This window comes from Streptomyces sp. NPDC001100 (genome assembly GCF_053598575.1).
In genome coordinates this window covers 1-18,965 of the sequence record NZ_JBSFKO010000023.1, presented here as the reverse complement: position 1 = coordinate 18,965, position 18,965 = coordinate 1, and the positions used below count along the sequence as shown (strand labels likewise).

The 18,965-nt window shown below is 71.6% G+C and carries 18 protein-coding genes and 2 pseudogenes; 10 read left to right on the top strand and 10 right to left on the bottom strand.

The window, feature by feature from the left end; genetic code table 11:
- Nucleotides 1-38 precede the first annotated feature (38 nt).
- From ACWDEW_RS29515 to ACWDEW_RS29500, 4 genes and pseudogenes are all read right to left on the bottom strand, one after another.
- A pseudogene (locus tag ACWDEW_RS29515) lies at nucleotides 39-233 on the bottom strand (SDR family oxidoreductase); the annotation flags it as partial.
- A gap of 21 nt (nucleotides 234-254) precedes the next feature.
- Nucleotides 255-866 (bottom strand): annotated as a pseudogene (locus ACWDEW_RS29510) (FAD-dependent oxidoreductase); the annotation flags it as partial.
- A 292-nt stretch (nucleotides 867-1,158) separates the two neighbouring features.
- Complete coding sequence (locus tag ACWDEW_RS29505; protein ID WP_450516533.1) at nucleotides 1,159-1,881, bottom strand: response regulator transcription factor; 723 nt, start codon at nucleotides 1,879-1,881, stop codon at nucleotides 1,159-1,161.
- Nucleotides 1,882-2,190: 309 nt separating this feature from the next.
- Nucleotides 2,191-2,373 carry a hypothetical protein gene (locus ACWDEW_RS29500; protein WP_450516531.1) on the bottom strand — a complete coding sequence of 61 codons (183 nt, stop codon included), beginning with the start codon at nucleotides 2,371-2,373 and terminating at the stop codon, nucleotides 2,191-2,193.
- Between the two features lie 196 nt (nucleotides 2,374-2,569).
- Between ACWDEW_RS29500 and ACWDEW_RS29495 the strand changes: the two genes are divergently transcribed.
- From ACWDEW_RS29495 to hemC, 7 genes are all read left to right on the top strand, one after another.
- The gene (locus tag ACWDEW_RS29495; RefSeq protein WP_450516529.1) at nucleotides 2,570-3,733 is read left to right on the top strand and encodes a histidine kinase; all 1,164 of its coding nucleotides are present in this window, start codon (nucleotides 2,570-2,572) and stop codon (nucleotides 3,731-3,733) included.
- Between the two features lie 22 nt (nucleotides 3,734-3,755).
- Entirely contained in the window at nucleotides 3,756-4,400 is a 645-nt protein-coding gene (locus ACWDEW_RS29490; RefSeq protein ID WP_262062155.1) for a response regulator, read from the top strand.
- A 589-nt stretch (nucleotides 4,401-4,989) separates the two neighbouring features.
- Nucleotides 4,990-6,201: a sensor histidine kinase gene (locus ACWDEW_RS29485; protein ID WP_450516527.1), complete on the top strand. Its 1,212-nt coding sequence runs from the start codon at nucleotides 4,990-4,992 to the stop codon at nucleotides 6,199-6,201.
- Nucleotides 6,198-6,887, top strand: a complete 690-nt coding sequence (locus tag ACWDEW_RS29480; protein ID WP_450516525.1) for a response regulator — start codon at nucleotides 6,198-6,200, stop codon at nucleotides 6,885-6,887. Before ACWDEW_RS29485 ends, ACWDEW_RS29480 begins: the two co-directional genes overlap by 4 nt.
- Nucleotides 6,888-6,958: 71 nt before the next feature.
- Complete coding sequence (locus tag ACWDEW_RS29475) at nucleotides 6,959-7,933, top strand: ATP-dependent DNA ligase (RefSeq protein ID WP_450516523.1); 975 nt, start codon at nucleotides 6,959-6,961, stop codon at nucleotides 7,931-7,933.
- Nucleotides 7,934-8,099: 166 nt separating this feature from the next.
- Nucleotides 8,100-9,668, top strand: a complete 1,569-nt coding sequence (locus ACWDEW_RS29470) for an MGH1-like glycoside hydrolase domain-containing protein (protein ID WP_450516521.1) — start codon at nucleotides 8,100-8,102, stop codon at nucleotides 9,666-9,668.
- Nucleotides 9,669-9,739: 71 nt separating this feature from the next.
- Nucleotides 9,740-10,675, top strand: a complete 936-nt coding sequence (hemC, locus tag ACWDEW_RS29465; RefSeq protein WP_450516519.1) for a hydroxymethylbilane synthase — start codon at nucleotides 9,740-9,742, stop codon at nucleotides 10,673-10,675.
- Nucleotides 10,676-10,700: 25 nt separating this feature from the next.
- Here hemC and ACWDEW_RS29460 read toward each other — a convergent pair whose 3' ends face one another.
- The 4 genes from ACWDEW_RS29460 to ACWDEW_RS29445 all read right to left on the bottom strand — a co-directional run bounded on the left by ACWDEW_RS29460 (nucleotide 10,701) and on the right by ACWDEW_RS29445 (nucleotide 13,538).
- Nucleotides 10,701-11,216 (bottom strand): hypothetical protein, encoded by a 516-nt coding sequence (locus ACWDEW_RS29460; RefSeq protein WP_431255000.1) that lies wholly within the window; start codon nucleotides 11,214-11,216, stop codon nucleotides 10,701-10,703.
- 189 nt (nucleotides 11,217-11,405) lie between these two features.
- Complete coding sequence (locus ACWDEW_RS29455; protein ID WP_450516517.1) at nucleotides 11,406-12,266, bottom strand: ABC transporter permease; 861 nt, start codon at nucleotides 12,264-12,266, stop codon at nucleotides 11,406-11,408.
- A complete protein-coding gene (locus ACWDEW_RS29450) occupies nucleotides 12,226-13,086 on the bottom strand; it encodes an ABC transporter ATP-binding protein (protein ID WP_450516515.1) in 861 nt (286 codons plus the stop codon). Before ACWDEW_RS29450 ends, ACWDEW_RS29455 begins: the two co-directional genes overlap by 41 nt.
- On the bottom strand, nucleotides 13,083-13,538 hold the full coding sequence (locus ACWDEW_RS29445; RefSeq protein ID WP_450516513.1) for a MarR family winged helix-turn-helix transcriptional regulator: 456 nt from the start codon (nucleotides 13,536-13,538) through the stop codon (nucleotides 13,083-13,085). The genes ACWDEW_RS29450 and ACWDEW_RS29445 overlap by 4 nt, the downstream gene beginning before the upstream one ends.
- A 145-nt stretch (nucleotides 13,539-13,683) precedes the next feature.
- Here ACWDEW_RS29445 and ACWDEW_RS29440 point away from each other — a divergent pair, with 145 nt between their 5' ends.
- Nucleotides 13,684-14,487 carry a VOC family protein gene (locus ACWDEW_RS29440; RefSeq protein ID WP_450516511.1) on the top strand — a complete coding sequence of 268 codons (804 nt, stop codon included), beginning with the start codon at nucleotides 13,684-13,686 and terminating at the stop codon, nucleotides 14,485-14,487.
- Nucleotides 14,488-14,843: 356 nt separating this feature from the next.
- On the opposite strand, the gene glgX is transcribed toward ACWDEW_RS29440, so the two are convergent.
- Both glgX and ACWDEW_RS29430 read right to left on the bottom strand, forming a co-directional pair.
- Entirely contained in the window at nucleotides 14,844-16,979 is a 2,136-nt protein-coding gene (gene glgX / locus ACWDEW_RS29435) for a glycogen debranching protein GlgX (RefSeq protein WP_450516509.1), read from the bottom strand.
- Nucleotides 16,976-17,479, bottom strand: coding sequence for a pep a2 (locus tag ACWDEW_RS29430; RefSeq protein ID WP_450516507.1), 504 nt, complete (start codon nucleotides 17,477-17,479; stop codon nucleotides 16,976-16,978). Before ACWDEW_RS29430 ends, glgX begins: the two co-directional genes overlap by 4 nt.
- A 298-nt stretch (nucleotides 17,480-17,777) precedes the next feature.
- Here ACWDEW_RS29430 and ACWDEW_RS29425 point away from each other — a divergent pair, with 298 nt between their 5' ends.
- Both ACWDEW_RS29425 and ACWDEW_RS29420 read left to right on the top strand, forming a co-directional pair.
- Entirely contained in the window at nucleotides 17,778-18,086 is a 309-nt protein-coding gene (locus ACWDEW_RS29425) for a DUF5133 domain-containing protein (RefSeq protein WP_450516505.1), read from the top strand.
- A gap of 73 nt (nucleotides 18,087-18,159) precedes the next feature.
- Nucleotides 18,160-18,965: maltotransferase domain-containing protein (locus ACWDEW_RS29420; RefSeq protein WP_450516503.1), on the top strand; the 806-nt coding region annotated here is incomplete at its 3' end.

Below are 18,965 nucleotides of genomic sequence, written 5' to 3'. Positions count from 1 at the left end.
TCCGCCGGTTCAGTCCGACGGAGGCCCGCCTTCCGCCGTCAGTGCCGCATGCGCCTGCGCACCCACGCGGCCTGCCCGCCGTCGACCAGCAGATCGGTGCCGGTGACGAACTGGACCTGCGGGCCGGTGAGGAGGGCCACCGCGTCGGCGATCCCGCCGGGCGTGCCGGTGCGTCCCGCTCCGCAGTCGTCCAGCATCCTCAGCATGTGTCCGCCGTGTGGCGACTCGGCCTCCGCCTTCGACATCGCGGTGGAGATCACGCCTGGGCTGACGGTGTTGATGCGGGCGCCGCGCAGCCGGTCGCCGGTGCGGTAGGCGGCCACGAACCGCCGCTCCCCCAAGTCCCCTTCCACCACGGCGACTTCGTCGTGGCCGCGCAGATGGCCGTGGGCCTGGATCTTCATGTCGTACTGGTCGGACCAGAAGTGCGGAACGGGCGCGTACGCCTTGCGCGCCCGGGAGTTGAGCAGGTTGCGAGCCGCCGCCATGCCCTGCTCGCCCGCGTTGGTGCGGTGCTCGATCCGCATCGACGTGCCGAACAGCGGGTTGTACCAGCGGGCGACATCGCCCGCCGCGTAGACGTTCCGGGCGGCCTCGCAGTACTCGTCGCACACCACTCCGTCACCGACCGGGAGGCCGCTGTCGGCGAGCCACGCGGTGTCGGGCAGCGAGCCGATCGCGACGAGCACCTCGTCGGCCTCGACCTCCTCGCCGTCCCCGAGTCGTACGCCCTCGTCGGTCACCTCGGTGACGGAGACCCCGGTGCGCAGGTTCACGCCGTGGTCCACGTGGGCCTGGGCCAGCACCTGGCCGAACTGCTCGCCGACCGCGTGCGCCAGAGGGACGGACGCCGGTTCCAGCAAGGTCCACATGCAAACAGAGCGGGCTGACGGGTTCCGGTCCCCAGTTGCCTGACACCGATCTGACGCGACCCGGATCACCTGTCGGCACGGTTGCCATGAACCGGAGAGAGATGCCGGAGAAGGTGAACTTCGTTGATTTGGCGGCGACTCAACAGGTGAGGACATCAGGGCACCGACACGCGAACGCCACGAGAAACGGGCGGCGCCACGTCACCGTGACACCGCCCGACGCCTCGCTTCACAAAGGGGCCGTATTCGCTTCGCGAATCCCTTGCGACTCCCCGGCAGGGAGTGCTCACCGCTCACCGGCCGCCCGCCCGAGCCAGTACCCGAAGCCCCGCCGCGTATGGATCAGCGCCGCGCCCTCCTGGTCCACCTTGCGCCGGAGGCGGGAGACCAGCTGCTCCATCGCGTTGTCGCCGCGGAAGTCGCCCCAGACGTACCGGCTGATCTGCTCCTTGGGCAGCACTTTGTGCGCGTTGATCATGAGGTGTCGCAGCAGCCGGTACTCCGCCGGTGTGAGATCGAGTGTGCGCCGGCCGCGTCGCGCCTGGCAGGTGGTGTCGTCCAGGACCAGGTCGGCGTAGTGCAGCGCGCCGTCGCGGCCGCCACCCCTGGCACGGAGCAACACCTGGATACGGGCCAGCACTTCGGCGATCCGGAAGGGCTTGGCGACGTAGTCCCGCTCCCCCGCGCCGAGTTCGGGCAGCGGCCCGTCCAGGGCGTCCCAGGCGGTGAGCAGCAGGACGGGTGGGCGGTGCGCGACGAGCCGGCCGCCCTGTTCAAGGGCGTCCATCTCGGGCAACTCCGCGTCGATGACGACCAGTTCGAACCGCTGCTCGGCCAGCCGCGACACCACCTCGGTGCCGCTGCCGGCCGTTCCGATCCGATAGCCGGCCAACTCCAGTGTCGTGGACAGGAGTTCGGCGTTGTCCGGTTCGTCCACGGCGACGAGCAGGTGTTGCCCGCCGCCGCGGGCAAGTGATCGTGTCTCACTGATGCTGCCGTACGTGGGCATGCACTCAGCCTACCGTCCTGCTTGCCTGACTCAAGCAATATCCATTCGATTGCTTGACTCAAGTAAGTCACGTATGTTTGCCTCACTCAAGGAAGCCCGACCGCAGGGAAGGGCCGTGGAAAGCAGGAGCACAACTGAGCCCTCGTTCACCAGAGCCGGGGCCGCCTTGAGCGGAAGGCGGCTCCCGCGCCGAACCCGTGGGGACGGGGGTCGGCGCTGTCCCGGACCCGGTCGCCGGCCACTCCCCCAGATCGGCGCCGGGTCCGTGGACACACCCAGGTCGCGTTCGACGCGTGGGCAGGCAGGTCGTCAGACCGGCTTCCGGCGGGTCCGGAACAGGCTGATGCCCGCCCCCAGCGAGACCGCGCCCATACCGACGCCGGTCAGTACGGCCTGCGGGCCGTCGGTCACGAAGGGCGCGGCGGTGGCGATGGCCAGGTTGAACAGGAACAGGAACCACAGCGCGGGTCTCGACGCGAGCAGCGGCTTCATGAATGGTTTCCTCCGGATCGAGCAGACTTGGATCTTGGTTGACGTGGTGCTTCAACGATTCCGTCGTCCACCCGCCGACACGAGGGAGCGATCTCCCGAACCCTCGGTGGAACGGTCTCCCGGACCCGTGGTGGAGCGGGCTGCACCCGTGCCGCGCGGCCCGCGTGCCCGGCCCGCTGCGCCTAACCTGATCTCCATGCGGGCAACCCTGCGGCAGGCGGGCCGGGCGACACTCCAGCTGGTCGTCTCCGCCGCGATGGCCTTCGGGTCGTACATCTTCGTGACCGTGCTCCTGATCACCGCGATCCTCACGGCCGCGGTGGTCGGCGCGTTCATGCTGCCCGAGACCGTGCTGCTGATACGGCGGATCGCCGGGGCCAAGCGGCAGCAGGCGGGCGCCTGGACCGGGCGGAAGATCCCCGAGGCGTACCAGCCGCTGAACGGCACGGTCCGGGAGCGGGTGCGCACGGCGGTCCGCGATCCGAGCACGCTGACCGACTTCCGCTGGATGGTCGCCTACTACGCCTACGGCGCCGCGCTGCCCGTGCTGATGCTGCCGTTGTGGCCGCTGGGACTGGTCGTCGACGGGGTGTGGTGCGGGCTGCTGCGCCGCGAGGCCGTCGTGCTGCCGTTGGTCAGCCGGCTCGCGGACCTGGACGCCGAGTGGTCGACCGCCCTGCTGAAGCCCTCACCGAAGGCCCAACTGGCCGTACGGGTCGAGGAGTTGGTGCAGACCCGGGCGGGCGCGATCGCCGCGCACGGGGCCGAACTGCGCCGGATCGAGCGGGACCTGCACGACGGGACGCAGGCCCGGCTGGTGTCGCTGTCGATGCGGATCGGACTCGCCAAACGGGCCTACGACCAGGACCCGGCCGCGGCCCGCCGGATGCTCGACGAGGCGCAGACGCTGGCCGAGGACGCGCTGACGGATCTGCGGCACGTCGTCCGCGCCATCCATCCGCCGATCCTCACCGACCGCGGCCTGGTCGGCGCGGTGCGCGCGCTGGCCGCCAGCAGCGCGCTCACCGTCACCGTGACCGTGGACGGACTGACCGACGGGCACGACGGGCCGCGCGCCCCGGCGGCGGTGGAGGCGGCGGCGTACTTCGTGATCGCCGAGTCGCTGACCAACACGGCCAAGTACAGCGGCGCCGACCGCGCCGAGGTCCGTCTCGCCCGCGCCCGCACCGGACTGCGCGTCCGGGTGCGCGACGAGGGCCGGGGCGGCGCCGACGAGGCAGGGGGTTCGGGGCTGCTGGGTATGCAGCGCCGGGTCGCCGCGCTCGACGGCAGTGCGACTGTGACCAGCCCCGTGGGGGGACCTACCGTGATCGAAGTGGAGCTGCCGTGCGTCTGGTGAGCGTGGTTGGGGCGGGACTGTCATGAGAGTCGTGATCGCCGAGGACAACGCCCTGCTCAGGGAGGGCCTGGTCCTCCTGCTGACATCGGCGGGGCACGAGGTGGTGGCCGTCGCGGGCAGCGGGCCCGAGGTGCTGCCCGCGCTGCTCGAACACCGGCCGGACGTGGCCGTGCTGGACGTGCGGATGCCGCCCGGCTTCCGCGACGAGGGGCTGCGGGCCGCGCTGGAGGCACGGGAGAAGATCCCTGGGCTGCCGGTGCTGGTGCTCTCGCAGTACGTCGAGGAGTCGTACGCCGCCGAGCTGTTGGGCGTCGGCGCGAGCGGGGTCGGCTATCTCCTCAAGGACCGGATCGGCCGGGTGGACGAGTTCCTCGACGCGCTGGACCGGGTGGCGGCCGGCGGCACTGCGCTCGACCCCGAGGTGGTGACCGAACTGCTCACCCGGCGCCGCAATTCACCTCTGGACTCGCTGACCCCGCGCGAGCGCGAGGTGCTGAAGCTGATGGCGGAGGGCCACGACAACACGACGATCGCCAAGACCCTGGTCGTCACGGAACGCGCGGTCAGCAAGCACATCGGCAACGTGTTCCTGAAGCTGAGCCTGCCGCCGAGCGACAGCGGGCACCGACGGGTGCTGGCGGTGCTGGCCTATCTGCAGAACGTGTGACATGCGCGCAGCCGGTCGTGCCAGGGGATGACACGGCCGGCGGCGCGTACTGCGTTCTCAGTAGCCGCGATTGTCGGCAGCCGCACGACGACGGGACGGGGGTCCACCCGCGAGTCTGGGCCGATCCCCGAAAGCAGATGTGGAGCACTCCCTCCCGTGGCCATTCTTCTCCGTCGACCGGGCCGACTCGCCTTCCGGCGGCGCTGGTCGGTCACCCTGTTCCGGGATCGGCTTCGGGCTCGCGGCGGCAGTGCTGCTCGACGCCCTCGCCGTCCGGACGGGGATCGTGGCCGCCGTACCGGCACCGCTGGGCCGGCCCGCCCGGTGGCTGCCGCGCCCGCCGGACCGGCTGTTGCCGAACGTGGACGTCGAGGGCGAGGCACTCCCCCGCAGGGAGCCCGCGGCCTCCGCCCGTCCCGAACCGGTACCGGTCCCCGTGCCTGACTTCGCCCCTCCCCCGGCGGGCCGCCCGCAGCGCATGACGCGAGCAGCCCCGGCCCCTGTCCCCGGGCCCCACCTGCGGCGCCCGGCCGCAGGTCAGGACCGGGCATCGCCGACCACGGTCGCTGGAGACCCACCGGAGACACCGATGCAGCACACCTGGCAGCGTTACGCGGACGAGCACATCCGCACCGTCGACACCATGTCGGCGGTGCTGCTGTTCGCCATGTTCCTCTTCGGCAGCGAGCTGAACCTGCCGCGCGGTCCCGGGCCCGACGCGGTGGCCCCCACGATCGCGCTGGCCACGGTCTCCTGCGCGGCCCTGTTCTGGCAGCGCAGCCGGCCCCGTGCGGTCGTCGCCGTCACGGCGGTCGCCGCCGCCGGGGCCGCCGCGCTGGGCTGCCTCCTCACCCCGCTGATGCTGGGGCCGCTGATGCTGGCCCTGTACCGGCTGGCCGTCCTCACCGGTCGCGGGACGGCCCGCCGCTACTTCCTGGCGACGGTCGTGCTGGTGGTGACCGCGGCGACGCTGGTGGACCCGGTGCATCACCCCTGGCCGTTCAGGACGGTCGGCCCGGCCGCCTGGCTGCTGCTGCCGGTGGTCGCCGGGAACGCGCTCCGGCTGCGGGACGCCTATCTGGAGGCGGTGCAGGCGCGCGCCGAGTACGCCGAGCGCAGCCGGGAGGAGGAGGCCCGGCACCGGGTGGCCGAGGAACGGATGCGCATCGCGAGGGAGTTGCACGACGTCGTCGCCCACCATCTGGCCCTGGCCCACGCCCAGGCCGGTACCGCCGCCCACCTGGCGCGCACCCACCCCGACCATGTGCAGAAGATCCTGACCGAGCTCGCCGGTACGACGTCCTCCGCGCTGCGCGAGATGAAGGGCACGGTGGGACTGCTGCGCCGGGCCGACGATCCCGGCGCGCCACTGGCGCCGAGCCCGGGGCTGGCCCAACTCGCCGAGCTGACCGGCGCGTTCGCCACCGCGGGACTCACGGTCACCGTCACCACGGAGGGCGAGCGGCGCCCGCTGTCGGCCGGGGTGGACCTGACGGCGTACCGGATCGTGCAGGAGGCGCTCACCAACGTCAGCAAGCACGCCACGACCGGGGCGGCACAGGTGCGCCTGCGCTACTCCCACGACCGCCTGACCGTCATCGTGTCCGACGACGGAGCGGGCGCGAGCACCGACCCGGCGCCGCCCGCGGGCCAGGGCTTCGGACTGATCGGGATGCGGGAGCGCGCCCGCTCGGTCGGCGGTGCCGTGCGGGCCGGGCACCGGGTCGGGGGCGGCTTCGAGGTCACCACCGAACTGCCGCTGTATCCCAGCGCCCCGGAACCGGAAGAAAGAACCCCATGACCATCCGCGTGCTGCTCGCCGACGACCAGGCCCTGCTGCGGGCCACCTTCCGGATCCTGATCGACACCTGCGAGGACATGGAGGTGGTCGGCGAGGCCGCCGACGGCGCGGAGGCGATCGCGCTGGCCGGTGAACACCGCCCCGATCTCGTCCTGATGGACATCCGCATGCCCGGCACCGACGGCCTCACCGCCACCACCGCCATCTGCGCCGACCCGGCCCTGTCCGGCACCCGCGTCCTCATCCTCACCACCTTCGAGGTCGACGAGTACGTGGCCCAGGCGCTGCGGGCGGGCGCAAGCGGTTTCCTCGGCAAGGACGTCACCGCCGAGGCGCTGCTCGCGGGCATCCGCACGGTCGCGTCCGGCGAATCCCTGCTCTCGCCGCTCGCCACCCGCACCCTGATCAGCCGTTTCCTGGCCACGCCCGCGCCGAGCGCCCGGCTGGCGACACCCGGCCGGCTCGGCGTCCTCACCGCACGGGAACGCGAGATCATGGCCATGGCGGCCGAGGGCCACTCGAACGACGAGATCGCCGAGCGGCTCTACGTCAGCCCGCTGACCGTCCGCACCCATGTGCACCGCGCCATGACGAAGCTGAACGCCCGCGACCGGGCCCAACTCGTCGTGATGGCCTACCAGTCGGGGCTCGTGCAGGCACCGCCGCCGTCCGACCCCGCACTCTGACGGAGCGCCCGTTCAGGCGAACCCCCCGCCGAAAAGGCGTGCCGCCCCCGCTCGCCGTCGACACCTGTGGCGTGCCCCTCCCCCGCATCGCACCCATGCTCGCCACCCCCGGCACCCTCCCGCCCGCCGGGCAGGACGCCGGCTGGGCCTACGAGACCAAGCAGGACGGCCAGCGCGTCCTGGTGTACCTCCCCGGCGACGGCAGTGTCCTCCTGCGCGCCCGCTCCGGTACGGACATCACCGGCGCCTATCCCGAACTCCTGCCGCTGGGAAGCGCGTTGGGCAGCACGCCGGCGATCCTGGACGGCGAGGTGCTGGCCCTGGACGAACAGGGCCGCGCCGACTTCCAGTTGCTGCAGAACCGGATGGGCCTGGCCGGCTCGCCCGCCCTGGCCGCGCACCGAGCCGCGAACACCCCTGTCCATCTGGTCCTGTTCGACGTCCCCCACCTCAACGGGCCGCTCCTCGGCCTCCCTTACACCGACCGCCGCGCCGAGCTGGAGCGACTGGGGCTGCACGGTCCGTACTGGTCAACTCCGGCCGCGCTCACCGGACATGGCGCCGAGGCGCTGCGAGCCACCCGCGAACACGGCTTGGAGGGCCTGGTCTGCAAACGGCTGGACTCGCTGTACGAGCCCGGGGTGCGCTCCCGGGCCTGGATCAAGATCCGCAATCTGCGCAGCGAGGACGTGCTGGTCGGCGGGTGGGTGCCGGGCAAGGGGCGGCTGTCGGGGTTGCCGGGCGCGGTGCTGGTGGGGCAGCGCGCGGCCGGGCGGCTGCGGTACGTCGGCAATGTGGGTACGGGCTGGAGCGAGACCGAACGTGCCGAACTGGCCGCGCTGTTGCGGGCCGCCGGGACCGACAGCTGCCCCTTCGATCCGGTGCCGGCGGTGGCCGGGGCGCGCTGGGTGGTGCCCCGGCTGGTCGGCGAGGTCCGCTACAGCACCCGCACCCGGGCCGGAATGCTGCGGCAACCGTCCTGGCTGCGGCTGCGCCCCGACCTGGCACCGGAGGAGTCGGCCGCCGATCTGCCGGAAGACGAATGAACGCGAACTTCGGGCTCAAGGACGCCACCTTCGTGGCCCACCTCACCTCGGCGAAGCCTTCCGGAATCACGTTCGACCCCGCCGCCTGACGGTACCGTCCACAGGGCACCATCGTTCTCAGGGCTCCCGGGACCATCTCGACCCCGGGAGGCCGAGAGGACGGAACGTGGCAGCTGAACGCAGGGTCTCGCGGCGGGCTCTCCTGATCGCGCTGGGCATCGCCGGAGCGACGGCCATCCCCGCGGGTGCGCAGGGCCCGGACCCCGGGAACGGATACACCATGCCCACGCTAGCCTTCGACGACCCGGCCACCCAGCGCCGGCTCGGCGCCCTGTACTCGTCCGCGCTCAGGTCCGTGTCCGGCGCCAACACCATCGGCGCGGACCGCTCGGTGTACGACAAGGCCGGTCTGCTCAGCTATCCGCCCGGCACGGTCGTCCGGGCCGGCGGCGGCTATCCCGCACCCCAGCGCTGGACGCGGGACGCGGCCGTCAACGCGTGGAGCGGGGTCAGCCTGCTGGCGCCCGAGGTCGCCCGCAACACCCTGTGGTCCGTGGTCGACCGTGCGCGGGACGGGCTCGTCGTCCAGCAGGACAACCAGTGGTGGGACCAGATCGTGTGGGTCCTGGCCGCCCACCACCACTACCTGGTCACCGGCGACCGCGACTTCCTCGCCCGGGCCCACGACACGTCCGCGCGCACCCTCGCGGCCCGCCGCGCCCAGCACCTCAACCCCTCGCTCGGCCTCTTCGAGGGCCCGGGCTTCATGAACGACGGCATCTCCGGCTACCCCAGCCCACCCGCCTCGCCGTCCGTCCACTCGTCCTTCGTCCTGGACCACCCGCACGCCAAGAAGCTGATGTGCCTGTCGACCAACTGCCTCTACTACGGCGCCCATCTCGCCCTCGCCGCCATGTCCGAGGCCCTCGGCCGCCCCGTACAGGCCGCCTCGCTGCGCTCGGACGCCGAGCAGCTGCGCACGGCGATCGACCGGCACCTGTGGCGCCCGGACGCCGGCACCTACGGCTACCTCGTCCACGGCGAGGGCCCCCTCGCCGGACATCTCGACACCTCGCAGGAGGGCGCGGGACTGGCCCTCGCCGTCCTCCTCGGCGTCGCCGACGGCGAACGCGCCGGCCGGATCCTCGACACCACGCACTGGCAGCCGTACGGCATCGTCAACGTCTGGCCGCACTTCCCGCGCTTCGACGACCGGCGTCCGGGGCGGCACAACGTGATGGTGTGGCCGATGGTCCACGGGCTGTACGGCCAGGCCGCCGCCGACGCGGGCCGCACCGAGCCGTTCGCCCTCGCCGTCGACACCCTCGCCGGCCTGACCGCCACGAGCGGCGGCTTCTACGAGCTGTACAACTCGGTGACCGGTGCCGTGGACGGCGGCTGGCAGGGCGGTGCCAGTGGCCACGCGAACCACTTCGTGTCGCAGCCCGACCAGACCTGGTCGGCGACGGCGTATCTGCGGCTGATCCACGACGGCCTGTTCGGCCTGACGTTCACGGACGGCTCGCTGCGGCTGCGCCCCTGTCTGCCCCCGGCCTGGGGCGCGGTGGGTCTGCGCGGGCTGCGGTACCGCGGCACGACCCTCGACGTGACGCTGAGCGGCGGCGGGAGCCGGGTGCGGTCGTGCACGGTCGACGGGCAGCCGGGGGAACCGGTCGTAGCCGCAGACGGGACCGGTCACCGCACCCTGCATGTGGTCCTCACCGACACGGTGTGACGCGTACGTCACAGTCGCCAGGTGACCGGGTCCGGTCCACGGCGGGGTTCCGGAAGGTCTATCGTGTCCGCATGTCCGTGCCCGAACTGATCCGAATCGTCTCCCGCGACTCGCCCATGGCGCTGGCCCAAGTGGAGCGTGTCCGCGCCGAGTTGGCCGTCCTTCATCCGCAGGTGCGCACCGAGGTCGTACCGGTGAAGACGACCGGCGACAAGTGGATGGGTGACCTGTCCGCCGTTGAGGGCAAGGGGGCGTTCACCAAGGAGGTGGACGCCGCGTTGCTCGCGGGCGAGGCGGATCTCGCGGTGCACTGCATGAAGGACGTGCCCGCCGACCGGCCGCTGCCCGCCGGTACGACCTTTGCCGCGTTCCTGAAGCGGGACGACATCCGCGACGCCCTGATCCACCCGGGCGGGCTGACCCTCGACGAGCTGCCCGCCGGTACCCGCGTCGGCACCTCCTCGGTCCGCCGGGTCGCGCAACTCGCCGCCACGCACCCGGAGTTGGAGTGCGTGCCGTTCCGCGGCAACGTCAACCGGCGGCTGGAGAAGCTCGCGGCGGGCGAGGCGGACGCGCTGCTGGTCGCGATGTCGGGCCTGGAGCGCATCGACCGGCTGGACGTGGCCACCGAGGTGCTGTCCGCCGAGGCGATGATGCCGCCGATCGGCGCGGGCATCCTCGCCCTGCAGTGCCGTGAGGGCGACACCGACGTCATCGACGCGATCAGCGGTCTCGGTCACCCCGAGACGCATCGTGAGGCGACGGCGGAGCGCATGTTCCTGCATGTCCTCCAGGGGCACTGCAACAGCCCGATCGCCGGGTACGCCCAGGTCGACCGGAGCGGTGAACTCTCGCTGCGCGCCTGTGTGTTCACCCCGGACGGCAAGACCCGGCTGAACGCCCACGAGTGGGCGGGGCGGCTGGACCCGGCGACGCTCGGCACCTCGGTGGCGGTGGCGCTGCTGCGGCAGGGCGCCCGCGAGATCATCGACGGCATCCCGCACTGACCGGAAGGGCCCGGCCCCGCAGGTCTCAGGGGGTGCCGGGCTCCGCCTGGTCACGAAGGAAGTTGCTCACCTGGTGCGCCAGGCCGTCCCGCCCGGCACCGGCCGCGACGGCCTCCTCGCACAGCCCGATGCCGCCCGCCCACAGGCGCCGTTCGGTCCACTCCTCCTCGACCCGCAGCTGCACCTGTACGTCCACCTGCGTCAGGGAGGCCTCCGGGCCCGCCGCGTAGAGGACGGCGGTGGCACGGCGCAGCGGATAGACGTCGAAGCCCTCGATGAACTGCGAGCTGCGCCAGTCGATGAAGGCGCTCTCACCGTCCGGGCCGACCCTGATGTCGATCTGGCCGTCCTCCAGGTGGATGCCGAGGTGCCGGGCTCCGCGGTTCTCGACGGTGACACGGAGAGTGAAGTACGTCAGCCCTTCGGCGGCGTCGTCGCGTCCGCGCGGCGGCTCGGCTGCCGCCAGGCTGTGGACGCGGACACGCAGACCGGCATGTTCGTCGTACTCGTGCCAGTCCCCGACCACGTTCGGCTCGTACACAATGCACCCTCTCGACCTCAGAGAGCTGCTTCCTATCTGTGTGCTCAGCGCACTGTCAAATGAGCAGAATGCGCTGTGGCCAGCGTTTTCGCCCGCTTGATCACTGATCAAGCCGTGCGCAGGAAGAATCCGGTTTCCGGCCATCGAACCGCGGTCGGGGGCGTGCCGCACATCACGTCCCCGGCAAGATCAGCGGGCGAGCCGTCCGAGCAGGGAGGAGGCGGCGGCGATGCCGAGCGCGGCGGCCACCAGCAGGACGGCGAAGTCGGTGCCCACGTGCGACGGGGTGCCGAGCAGCAGCCCGCGCAGGGCGTCCACTTCGTAGCTGAGCGGGTTCGCCTTGCTCACCGCCTGCAGCCAGCCGGGCATGATCGCCACGGGGTAGAGGGCGTTGGAACCGAAGAACAGCGGCATGGTGATGGCCTGTCCGAAACCCATCAGCCGGTCCCTGCTGAGCACGATGCCGGCGATGGTCATCGAGAGGCAGGAGAAGAAGGCCGAGCCGAGGATCACGATCGCCCCGACACCGATCAGCTTCAGCGGGTTCCAGGTCAGCGCGACTCCGAGGATCGCGGCGATGACGACCACGACGACGGCCTGGATCAGCGACTTCACCCCGGCCGCGAAGGCCTTGCCGGTGATCAGCGCCGAACGCGGGGTGGGAGTGACGAGGAGCTTGTTGAGGATGCCGGCGTCGCGTTCCCAGATGATCTGGATCCCGTAGAAGATGGCGATGAACATCGCGGACTGGGCGATGATGCCCGGGGCGAGGTAGTCGATGTAGGGGATGCCGCCGGTGGGGATCGCCTTGATGCGGGTGAAGGTCTGGCCGAAGATCAGCAGCCAGAGCGCCGGTTGGACGGCCCTGGTGTACAACTCGGTGCGGTCGTGGCGGAGTTTCTGGAGTTCGACCGCGCACATGGCGATGACGCGGGCGGGCAACAGGCGCCACCCGGACCGGGGTTGGGGCGGGGTGAGCAGCAGGTTCAGGTCGTACTCGGGGGTCTGGTCAGCCGACGCGGTTCGCGGTGCGGCGGGTGCTTCGGACATCGCGGAAACCTCCTGACTGGTCTTCGAGACCGCTGCCGGCGATGTCCCGGAAGACGTCCTCAAGGGTGGGCAGCGGATCGGTGGCGGGAGCGCCCTCGGCGCGGCGGCGTTCGCCCAGACCTTCGCGGAGCTGGACCGGGGTGCCCAGGGCGCGGATGCGACCGCGGTGCATCAGGCCGACGCGGTCGCAGTACTGGTCGGCCTCGTCCATGTAGTGGGTGGTGACCAGGACGGTCATGCCGGTGGCCTCGCGCACGGCGTTGATGTGCTCCCACACACTCGTGCGGGCGATCGGGTCGAGGCCGATGGTGGGCTCGTCGAGGATGAGCAGCCGGGGCGCGCTGACCAGGGCCTGCGCGAGTTCGAGGCGGCGGACCATGCCGCCGGAGTAGGTGTTCGCGAGCCGGTCGGCCGCGTCGGTGAGGTCGACGGCCCGCAGCGCCTGGGCGACACGGGCAGCGCGTTCCCGGCGCGGGACGTCGAAGACACGGGCGAAGAGAGCGACGTTCTCTCGGCCCGTGAGCCCGCTGTCGGCGGACAGCTGCTGCGGGACGTAGCCGAGCATGCGGCGCACCGACATCTGTTCCTTGGCCGTGTCGTGGCCGAAGACGTGCACCATGCCCGCCGGTACCGGCAGGAGGGTGGTGATACAGCGGATGGCCGTGGTCTTCCCGGCGCCGTTGGGGCCGAGCAGTCCGAAGACCTCGCCCTCCTCCACGGACAGGTCGAGCCCGTCCACCGCGGTGGTCTCGCCGAAGGAGTAGGCGAGCCGGGTGCAGCTGACGGCTGCGGACCGCTCGGTGGCGGTGTCCTGCGTCATGAGTACTCGGCCTCCTCGTGCAGATTGACGGCCAGCTGGTGCAGAGCCGGGATCGCCGCGCGCAGCGCGTCCCGGTCCGCCCGGTCGAGACGGTCGACCTGCGCCCGTACGAGGGCCGCGCGCCGCGCGTGCCAGTCGCCGAGGCGGGTCTTGGCCGTCTCGGTGAGCTGGAGGCGGGCGGCGCGCCGGTCGGCGGGGTCCGTCTCGCGGATCAGGAAGCCGTCCCGGGCGAGCTGGTTGACGAGCGTCGACACCGAGTTGCTCGCGAGGAACAGCTCCTTGGCCGCCTCCGAGATGCCGATACCGGGCCGGACCTCGACCAGGCGCAGCAGCTCCACCTCGGCACCGCGCAGTCGCGGCATGGTCATCTCGCTCCGCAGCCGCCTGCGGATCAGCCGCTGGACCCCGACGAGCGCGTCGGCCAGCTCTTCCGGGAATTTCTCCGTCTCCACACCCGGAGGTTACCTCTTTAGCAGAGGTAACTAACCCAAAAGGATGGTCAAGACCCCCGCTCGGGAGGCAGCGGGACCGATTCCGGTCGGACACTGAGGAGGGAGACCGGTGGCCGCCGGTCCAGGAGATGGGAACGCGACTGCCATGAGCCACGACAGAAATCCGTCCCTCGGCGCGCCGGACGCCGTCTCCACCCGTTCGATGTTCGGCGCCCCCTGCTGGGTGAGTCTCACCAGCCGCGACGTGGATACCACCGAGGCGTTCTACGAGGCCGTGTTCGGCTGGAAGTGGCGCTCGGCCCGGCTCGGCGACCGCTTCCGGATCGCCACGGCGAACGACATCCCGGTGGCCGGTCTGGCCGCGGTGGCCTCCATGTGGCAGGTCGCGGTGGCCTGGACGCCGTACTTCGCGGTACCCGACGCCGATGTGGCCGCGGCCAGGGTCCGCGAGCGCGGCGCGACGGTCGCCGTGGGCCCGCTCTCCTTCCCGCCCGGCCGCGCGGCCCTGCTCGGCGACCGGGACGGCGCGACCTTCGGCATCTGGGAGGGCGACCTCATGGGCGGCTGGGAGACCTGGCGCCGCTCGGCCCCGGCCTTCGTCCGGCTGCACACCCGGGACGCCTTCGACGCGGCGATCTTCTACGGCGAGGTCCTCGACTGGGCGTCGGCGGACCCGGCGAGCTGCGAGGTCCGCTACGAGGGCGGCGAGGTCGTCCTGCGCAGCGGCGGCAATGTCGTGGCGCGGATCGAGTCGGGCGCGCTGGAGGCGGCTCCCGACCCGACCGTCCGCCCGCACTGGCAGGTCCACTTCGCGGTCTCGGACATCCGCTCGTGCGCCCGGGTCGTGGCCTCGCACGGCGGGAGCGTGCTGCGCGAGAACGACCACGAGGCCGTGCTGCGCGACCCGGACGGCGCCCAGTTCACGGTGACCTCGCGCGAGACCCCTTGACGCTCGGCGCCGGGCGGGCCCCGCGACGTCCGGTGCGTGCTCCGGGGCTCTCCCGGCCGAAGGCCGAAGAATCGGCGGGCGAAAGCCCTCGCACCAGACGCGCTCGGGTTGTCGCCCGGTGCGGCCCGCCGGGCGGACCCCAAGGCGTCCGGTGCGTGCTCCGGGGCTCTCCCGGCCGAAGGCCGGAGAGTTGCCGGGCGGAAGCCCTCGCGCCGGACGCGCTTGGGTTGTCGCCCGGTGCGGCGAGTGGGGGCACCTCCATGGGGGAGCCTGCCGTGCCGGGCCGAGCGTCGCGGGGCTGGGGGTACTCCCTCCGGGGGAGGGACTTCGCGGACACAACCCGGGCCATCTGACGTTCAGCGCCGGGCGGGCCGCGAGAGCAGCACGAGACTCCGGGCCTCGACCACCATCTCCGTGTCGGCCTTGTGCTCCGTCTCGTCCGGGGTGCCCTGCGGCTCGGCGGTGTCGATCAGGGTCGTCCAGCGCTCGCCGTAGGTGGCATCCGGGAGACGGAAGTCGACGGGCTCCCAGTAGCTGTTCAGCAGGAGCAGGAAGGAGTCGTCGACGACGGGCCCGCCGTGCGGATCGCGTTCGGCGATGGCGTCACCGTTGAGGAAGACACCCACCGAGTGCGCGTCGGAGCGCTGCCAGTCCCGGTCGGTCATCTCGCGGGCGTCGGGCAGCAGCCACACCAGGTCCGGCAGCGGCTGCCCGGGATGCACGACGGTCTCGCCGCGGAAGAAGCGACGTCGGCGCAGCACGGGATGGGCGGCGCGCAGCCCGATGACGTACCGGGTGAACGCGGCGAGTTCGCGCTGCTCGTCGGTCAACTCCCAGTCGATCCAGGAGACTTCGTTGTCCTGGCAGTAGGCGTTGTTGTTGCCGCGCTGACTGCGCCCCAGTTCGTCGCCGTGGCCCAGCATCGGGATGCCCTGCGAAAGGAGCAGCGTGGCAAGGAAGTTGCGCTGCTGACGGGCGCGCAGTTCCAGTACGGCAGGGTTGTCCGTCTCCCCCTCGGCCCCGCAGTTCCAGGACCGGTTGGTGGACTCGCCGTCCCGGTTCCCTTCCCCGTTGGCCTCGTTGTGCTTGTCGTTGTACGAGACCAGGTCGCGCAGGGTGAACCCGTCGTGCGCGGTGACGAAGTTGACGCTGGCGCGCGGTCGGCGCCGGCTGTGCTGGTACAGGTCGGAGGAGCCGGTGAGCCGGGACGCGAACTCGCCGAGCGTGTGCTCACCGCCGCGCCAGAAGTCCCGTACGGCGTCGCGGTACTTGCCGTTCCACTCCGACCACAGCGGCGGGAAGTTGCCGACCTGGTAGCCGCCCTCCCCCACGTCCCACGGTTCGGCGATGAGCTTGACGCGGCTGATCACCGGGTCCTGCTGGATCAGGTCGAAGAACGCAGACAGCCGGTCCACCTCGTGGAACTGCCGGGCCAGCGTGGCCGCGAGGTCGAAGCGGAAGCCGTCGACGTGCATCTCGGTGACCCAGTGACGCAGCGAGTCCATGATGAGCTGGAGGACGTACGGGTGCCGCATCAGCAGGCTGTTCCCGGTGCCCGTCGTGTCGTAGTAGTGGCCCCAATCGCCGTCCACCAAGCGGTAGTAGGAGGCGTTGTCGATGCCCCGGAAGGAGAGGGTGGGGCCCTTCTCGTTGCCCTCGGCGGTGTGGTTGTAGACGACGTCGAGGATCACTTCGAGTCCGGCGGCGTGCAGCGCCTTCACCATCGACTTGAACTCGGTCACCTGTCCGCCGCGTTCGCGGTGCGCTGCGTAGGCGTTGTGGGGCGCGAAGAAGCCGATCGTGTTGTAGCCCCAGTAGTTGGACAGCCCGCGGTCCTGGAGCACCCCGTCCTGTACGAACTGGTGCACCGGCATCAGCTCGACGGCGGTCACCCCGAGCGAGACGAGATGGTCGACGACGGCCGGGTGCGCGAGTCCCGCGTAGGTGCCCCGGAGTTCTTCCGGGACCTCCGGGTGGGTGCGGGTCAGCCCCTTCACATGGGCCTCGTAGATCACCGTGTCGGCGTACGGGCGCCGCGGCGGGCGGTCGTCGCCCCAGTCGAAGGACGGGTCGGTGACCACACCGAGCATGCCGTGCCCGGCGCTGTCGCCGGAAGCGGGGCCCGCCGAACGCTCGTACAGCGAGGGGTCGTTGTCGATCTGGCCGTCCACCGCGCGGGCGTACGGGTCGAGGAGCAGCTTCGCCGGGTTGCAGCGGTGTCCGGCGGCCGGGGCCCACGGGCCGTGCACCCGGTAGCCGTAGCGCTGCCCCGGCTCGACGCCCGGCAGATAGCAGTGCCACACGAAGCCGTCGGCCTCGGACAGCCGGACGTTCCGGTGGCTGCCGTCGTCCCCGACGAGGACGAGGTCGACGCGCTCGGCGACCTCGCTGAACAGCGCGAAGTTGGTGCCCTTCCCGTCGTAGGAGGCACCCAATGGATAGGGGTGCCCGCTCCACACGGACACCCCTTTCCGGCGCGGGCTCGCGGTCACCGGGCGTCCTCCAGGACGCCGTGCGCCGGGCGGGCCGGCAGCGCGGGCGGTACCGCGCGGGGCAGCTGGAGCGTCTCCCGCAGGCGCGGCGCGGGGGTCGTGGGCACGCGCGGGACGCGTTCACCGCTGGGGGCGCGCTGCGAGAACCAGATGACCTTGCTTCCGGTGTCGGTGGCGCAGCAGCCCCAGCCGTCGCTCATCGCGGCGATCCGGGCGAGACAGGCGCGCAGATCCTGGTGCGGCCGCAGATCGCGGTCGTTGTCGCCGATGGCGGTGATCAGGTGCTGCCCGTTCCACCAGAGCTCGATCGACGTGTCCTTGTCCGTGGCGTGCTCGTCGATGGCCCGCAGCAGCAGCTCGGCGCCGCGACAGACGGGATTCACGAGAACCTCCAGGTCCCAGAGGCGGAGATGGGCGGCCAGGATGCGTCCGACCTGCCCGACCCGTTCCGGACTGACTTCCACGTCGAGGTGGTAGTAGCAGGGCACTGCGGTCTTCATCTTCGTTGGCTCCCTACCGGCGAAGCTCGCGCTTCCCCTCGCCCTGCGGGGCCGAGGCCCCGAACACGAAGCGTGAGCACTGATCGCTTCTGAGTCAGCTCCAGAGTGCGAGCGCTAGGCCATTCGTGCAACACGAGCGACCGGTGGGGTAGTTGAAGTTCCAACAAGACGCTTGGTCATCACCTGTGCACCATGAGTGAAAGCCTCGACTGCCGTGCCGGAGCCATGCCGCTCCGCGCACGGCCGCCACCCGATGGTCGGGAAACGCGGTCCGCCGAGGCGGAAGGTGAACAGCGCCATGCTGCTACCCGCCAAAGCCGAAGTGGCCCGCCAACTGCGGCGCTACCGGGCGTGGGAACGCGTGATGCTCGCGTCGCCGGGCGACCGGACGGTACGGGCCACCTTCGAGGACTCGGGCTACACCCTGTGCGTGCTGATGGGGAAGCGCTGCGCGCGCGAGGCCGCGGAAGCCGCCGAACGCTATCTGCGCAGCAGCGTGGGCTCGTACCTCCAGGAGCAGAACGGACGCCCCCGTACGACGGCTGTCGTACACCGCGGGCCACCGGTCGTCGTCGCCGTCGACCAGCGTTCCCCGGCGGGAAGGTAGTCCCCCTTCCGGCGCAGCTTGGCCCCCCACCGGGTGAACAGCCCGGCCCACGAGCACGGCGGAGGTGAGACCCATGAACGCGACCCAGGCACCGATCGGCCGCATTCCGGTACGTGACGTACGCCCGGCCGTGGAGAGCGGCGCGCGCCCGGCGAAGGCAGTGGTCGGCGAGACGTTCGAGGTCACCGCCACCGTGTTCCGCGAGGGCCACGACACGATCGGCGCGAACGTCGTCCTCCACGACCCCGAAGGCCGCCCCGGCCCTTGGACCCCGATGCGCGAACTCGCCCCCGGCAGCGACCGCTGGGGCGCCGAGGTCACCCCGGACGCGCCGGGCCGCTGGTCCTACGTCGTCGAGGCCTGGGGCGACCCGGTCGCCACCTGGCGCCGGGCCGCCCGCATCAAGATCCCGGCCGGCATCGACGTCGGCCTGATGCTGGAGGAGGGCGCGGAACTGCACGCGCGCGCCGCCACCGGAGTGCCCGAGGGACCGGCACGGGCCGCGGTGCTCGCCGCGGTGGAGAGGCTCCGCGACGACTCACTGCCGGTGGGGACGCGGTTCGTTGCCGCGTTGACGCCGGAGGTGGAGGGAGCGCTGGAGCGGTATCCGCTGCGGGAGTTGGTGACGGCTTCGGAGCCTCGTGCGCTGTTGGTGGAGCGGGAACGGGCGCTGTACGGCGCCTGGTACGAATTCTTCCCCCGCTCCGAGGGCACGGCTGCCGAACCCCACGGCACGTTCCGCACAGCCGCGCGGCGACTCGACGCGATCGCGGCGATGGGCTTCGACGTGGTGTATCTCCCGCCGATCCACCCCATCGGAACGGCCTTCCGCAAGGGTCCGAACAACACGCTGTCCGCCGGGCCCGAGGACGTCGGTGT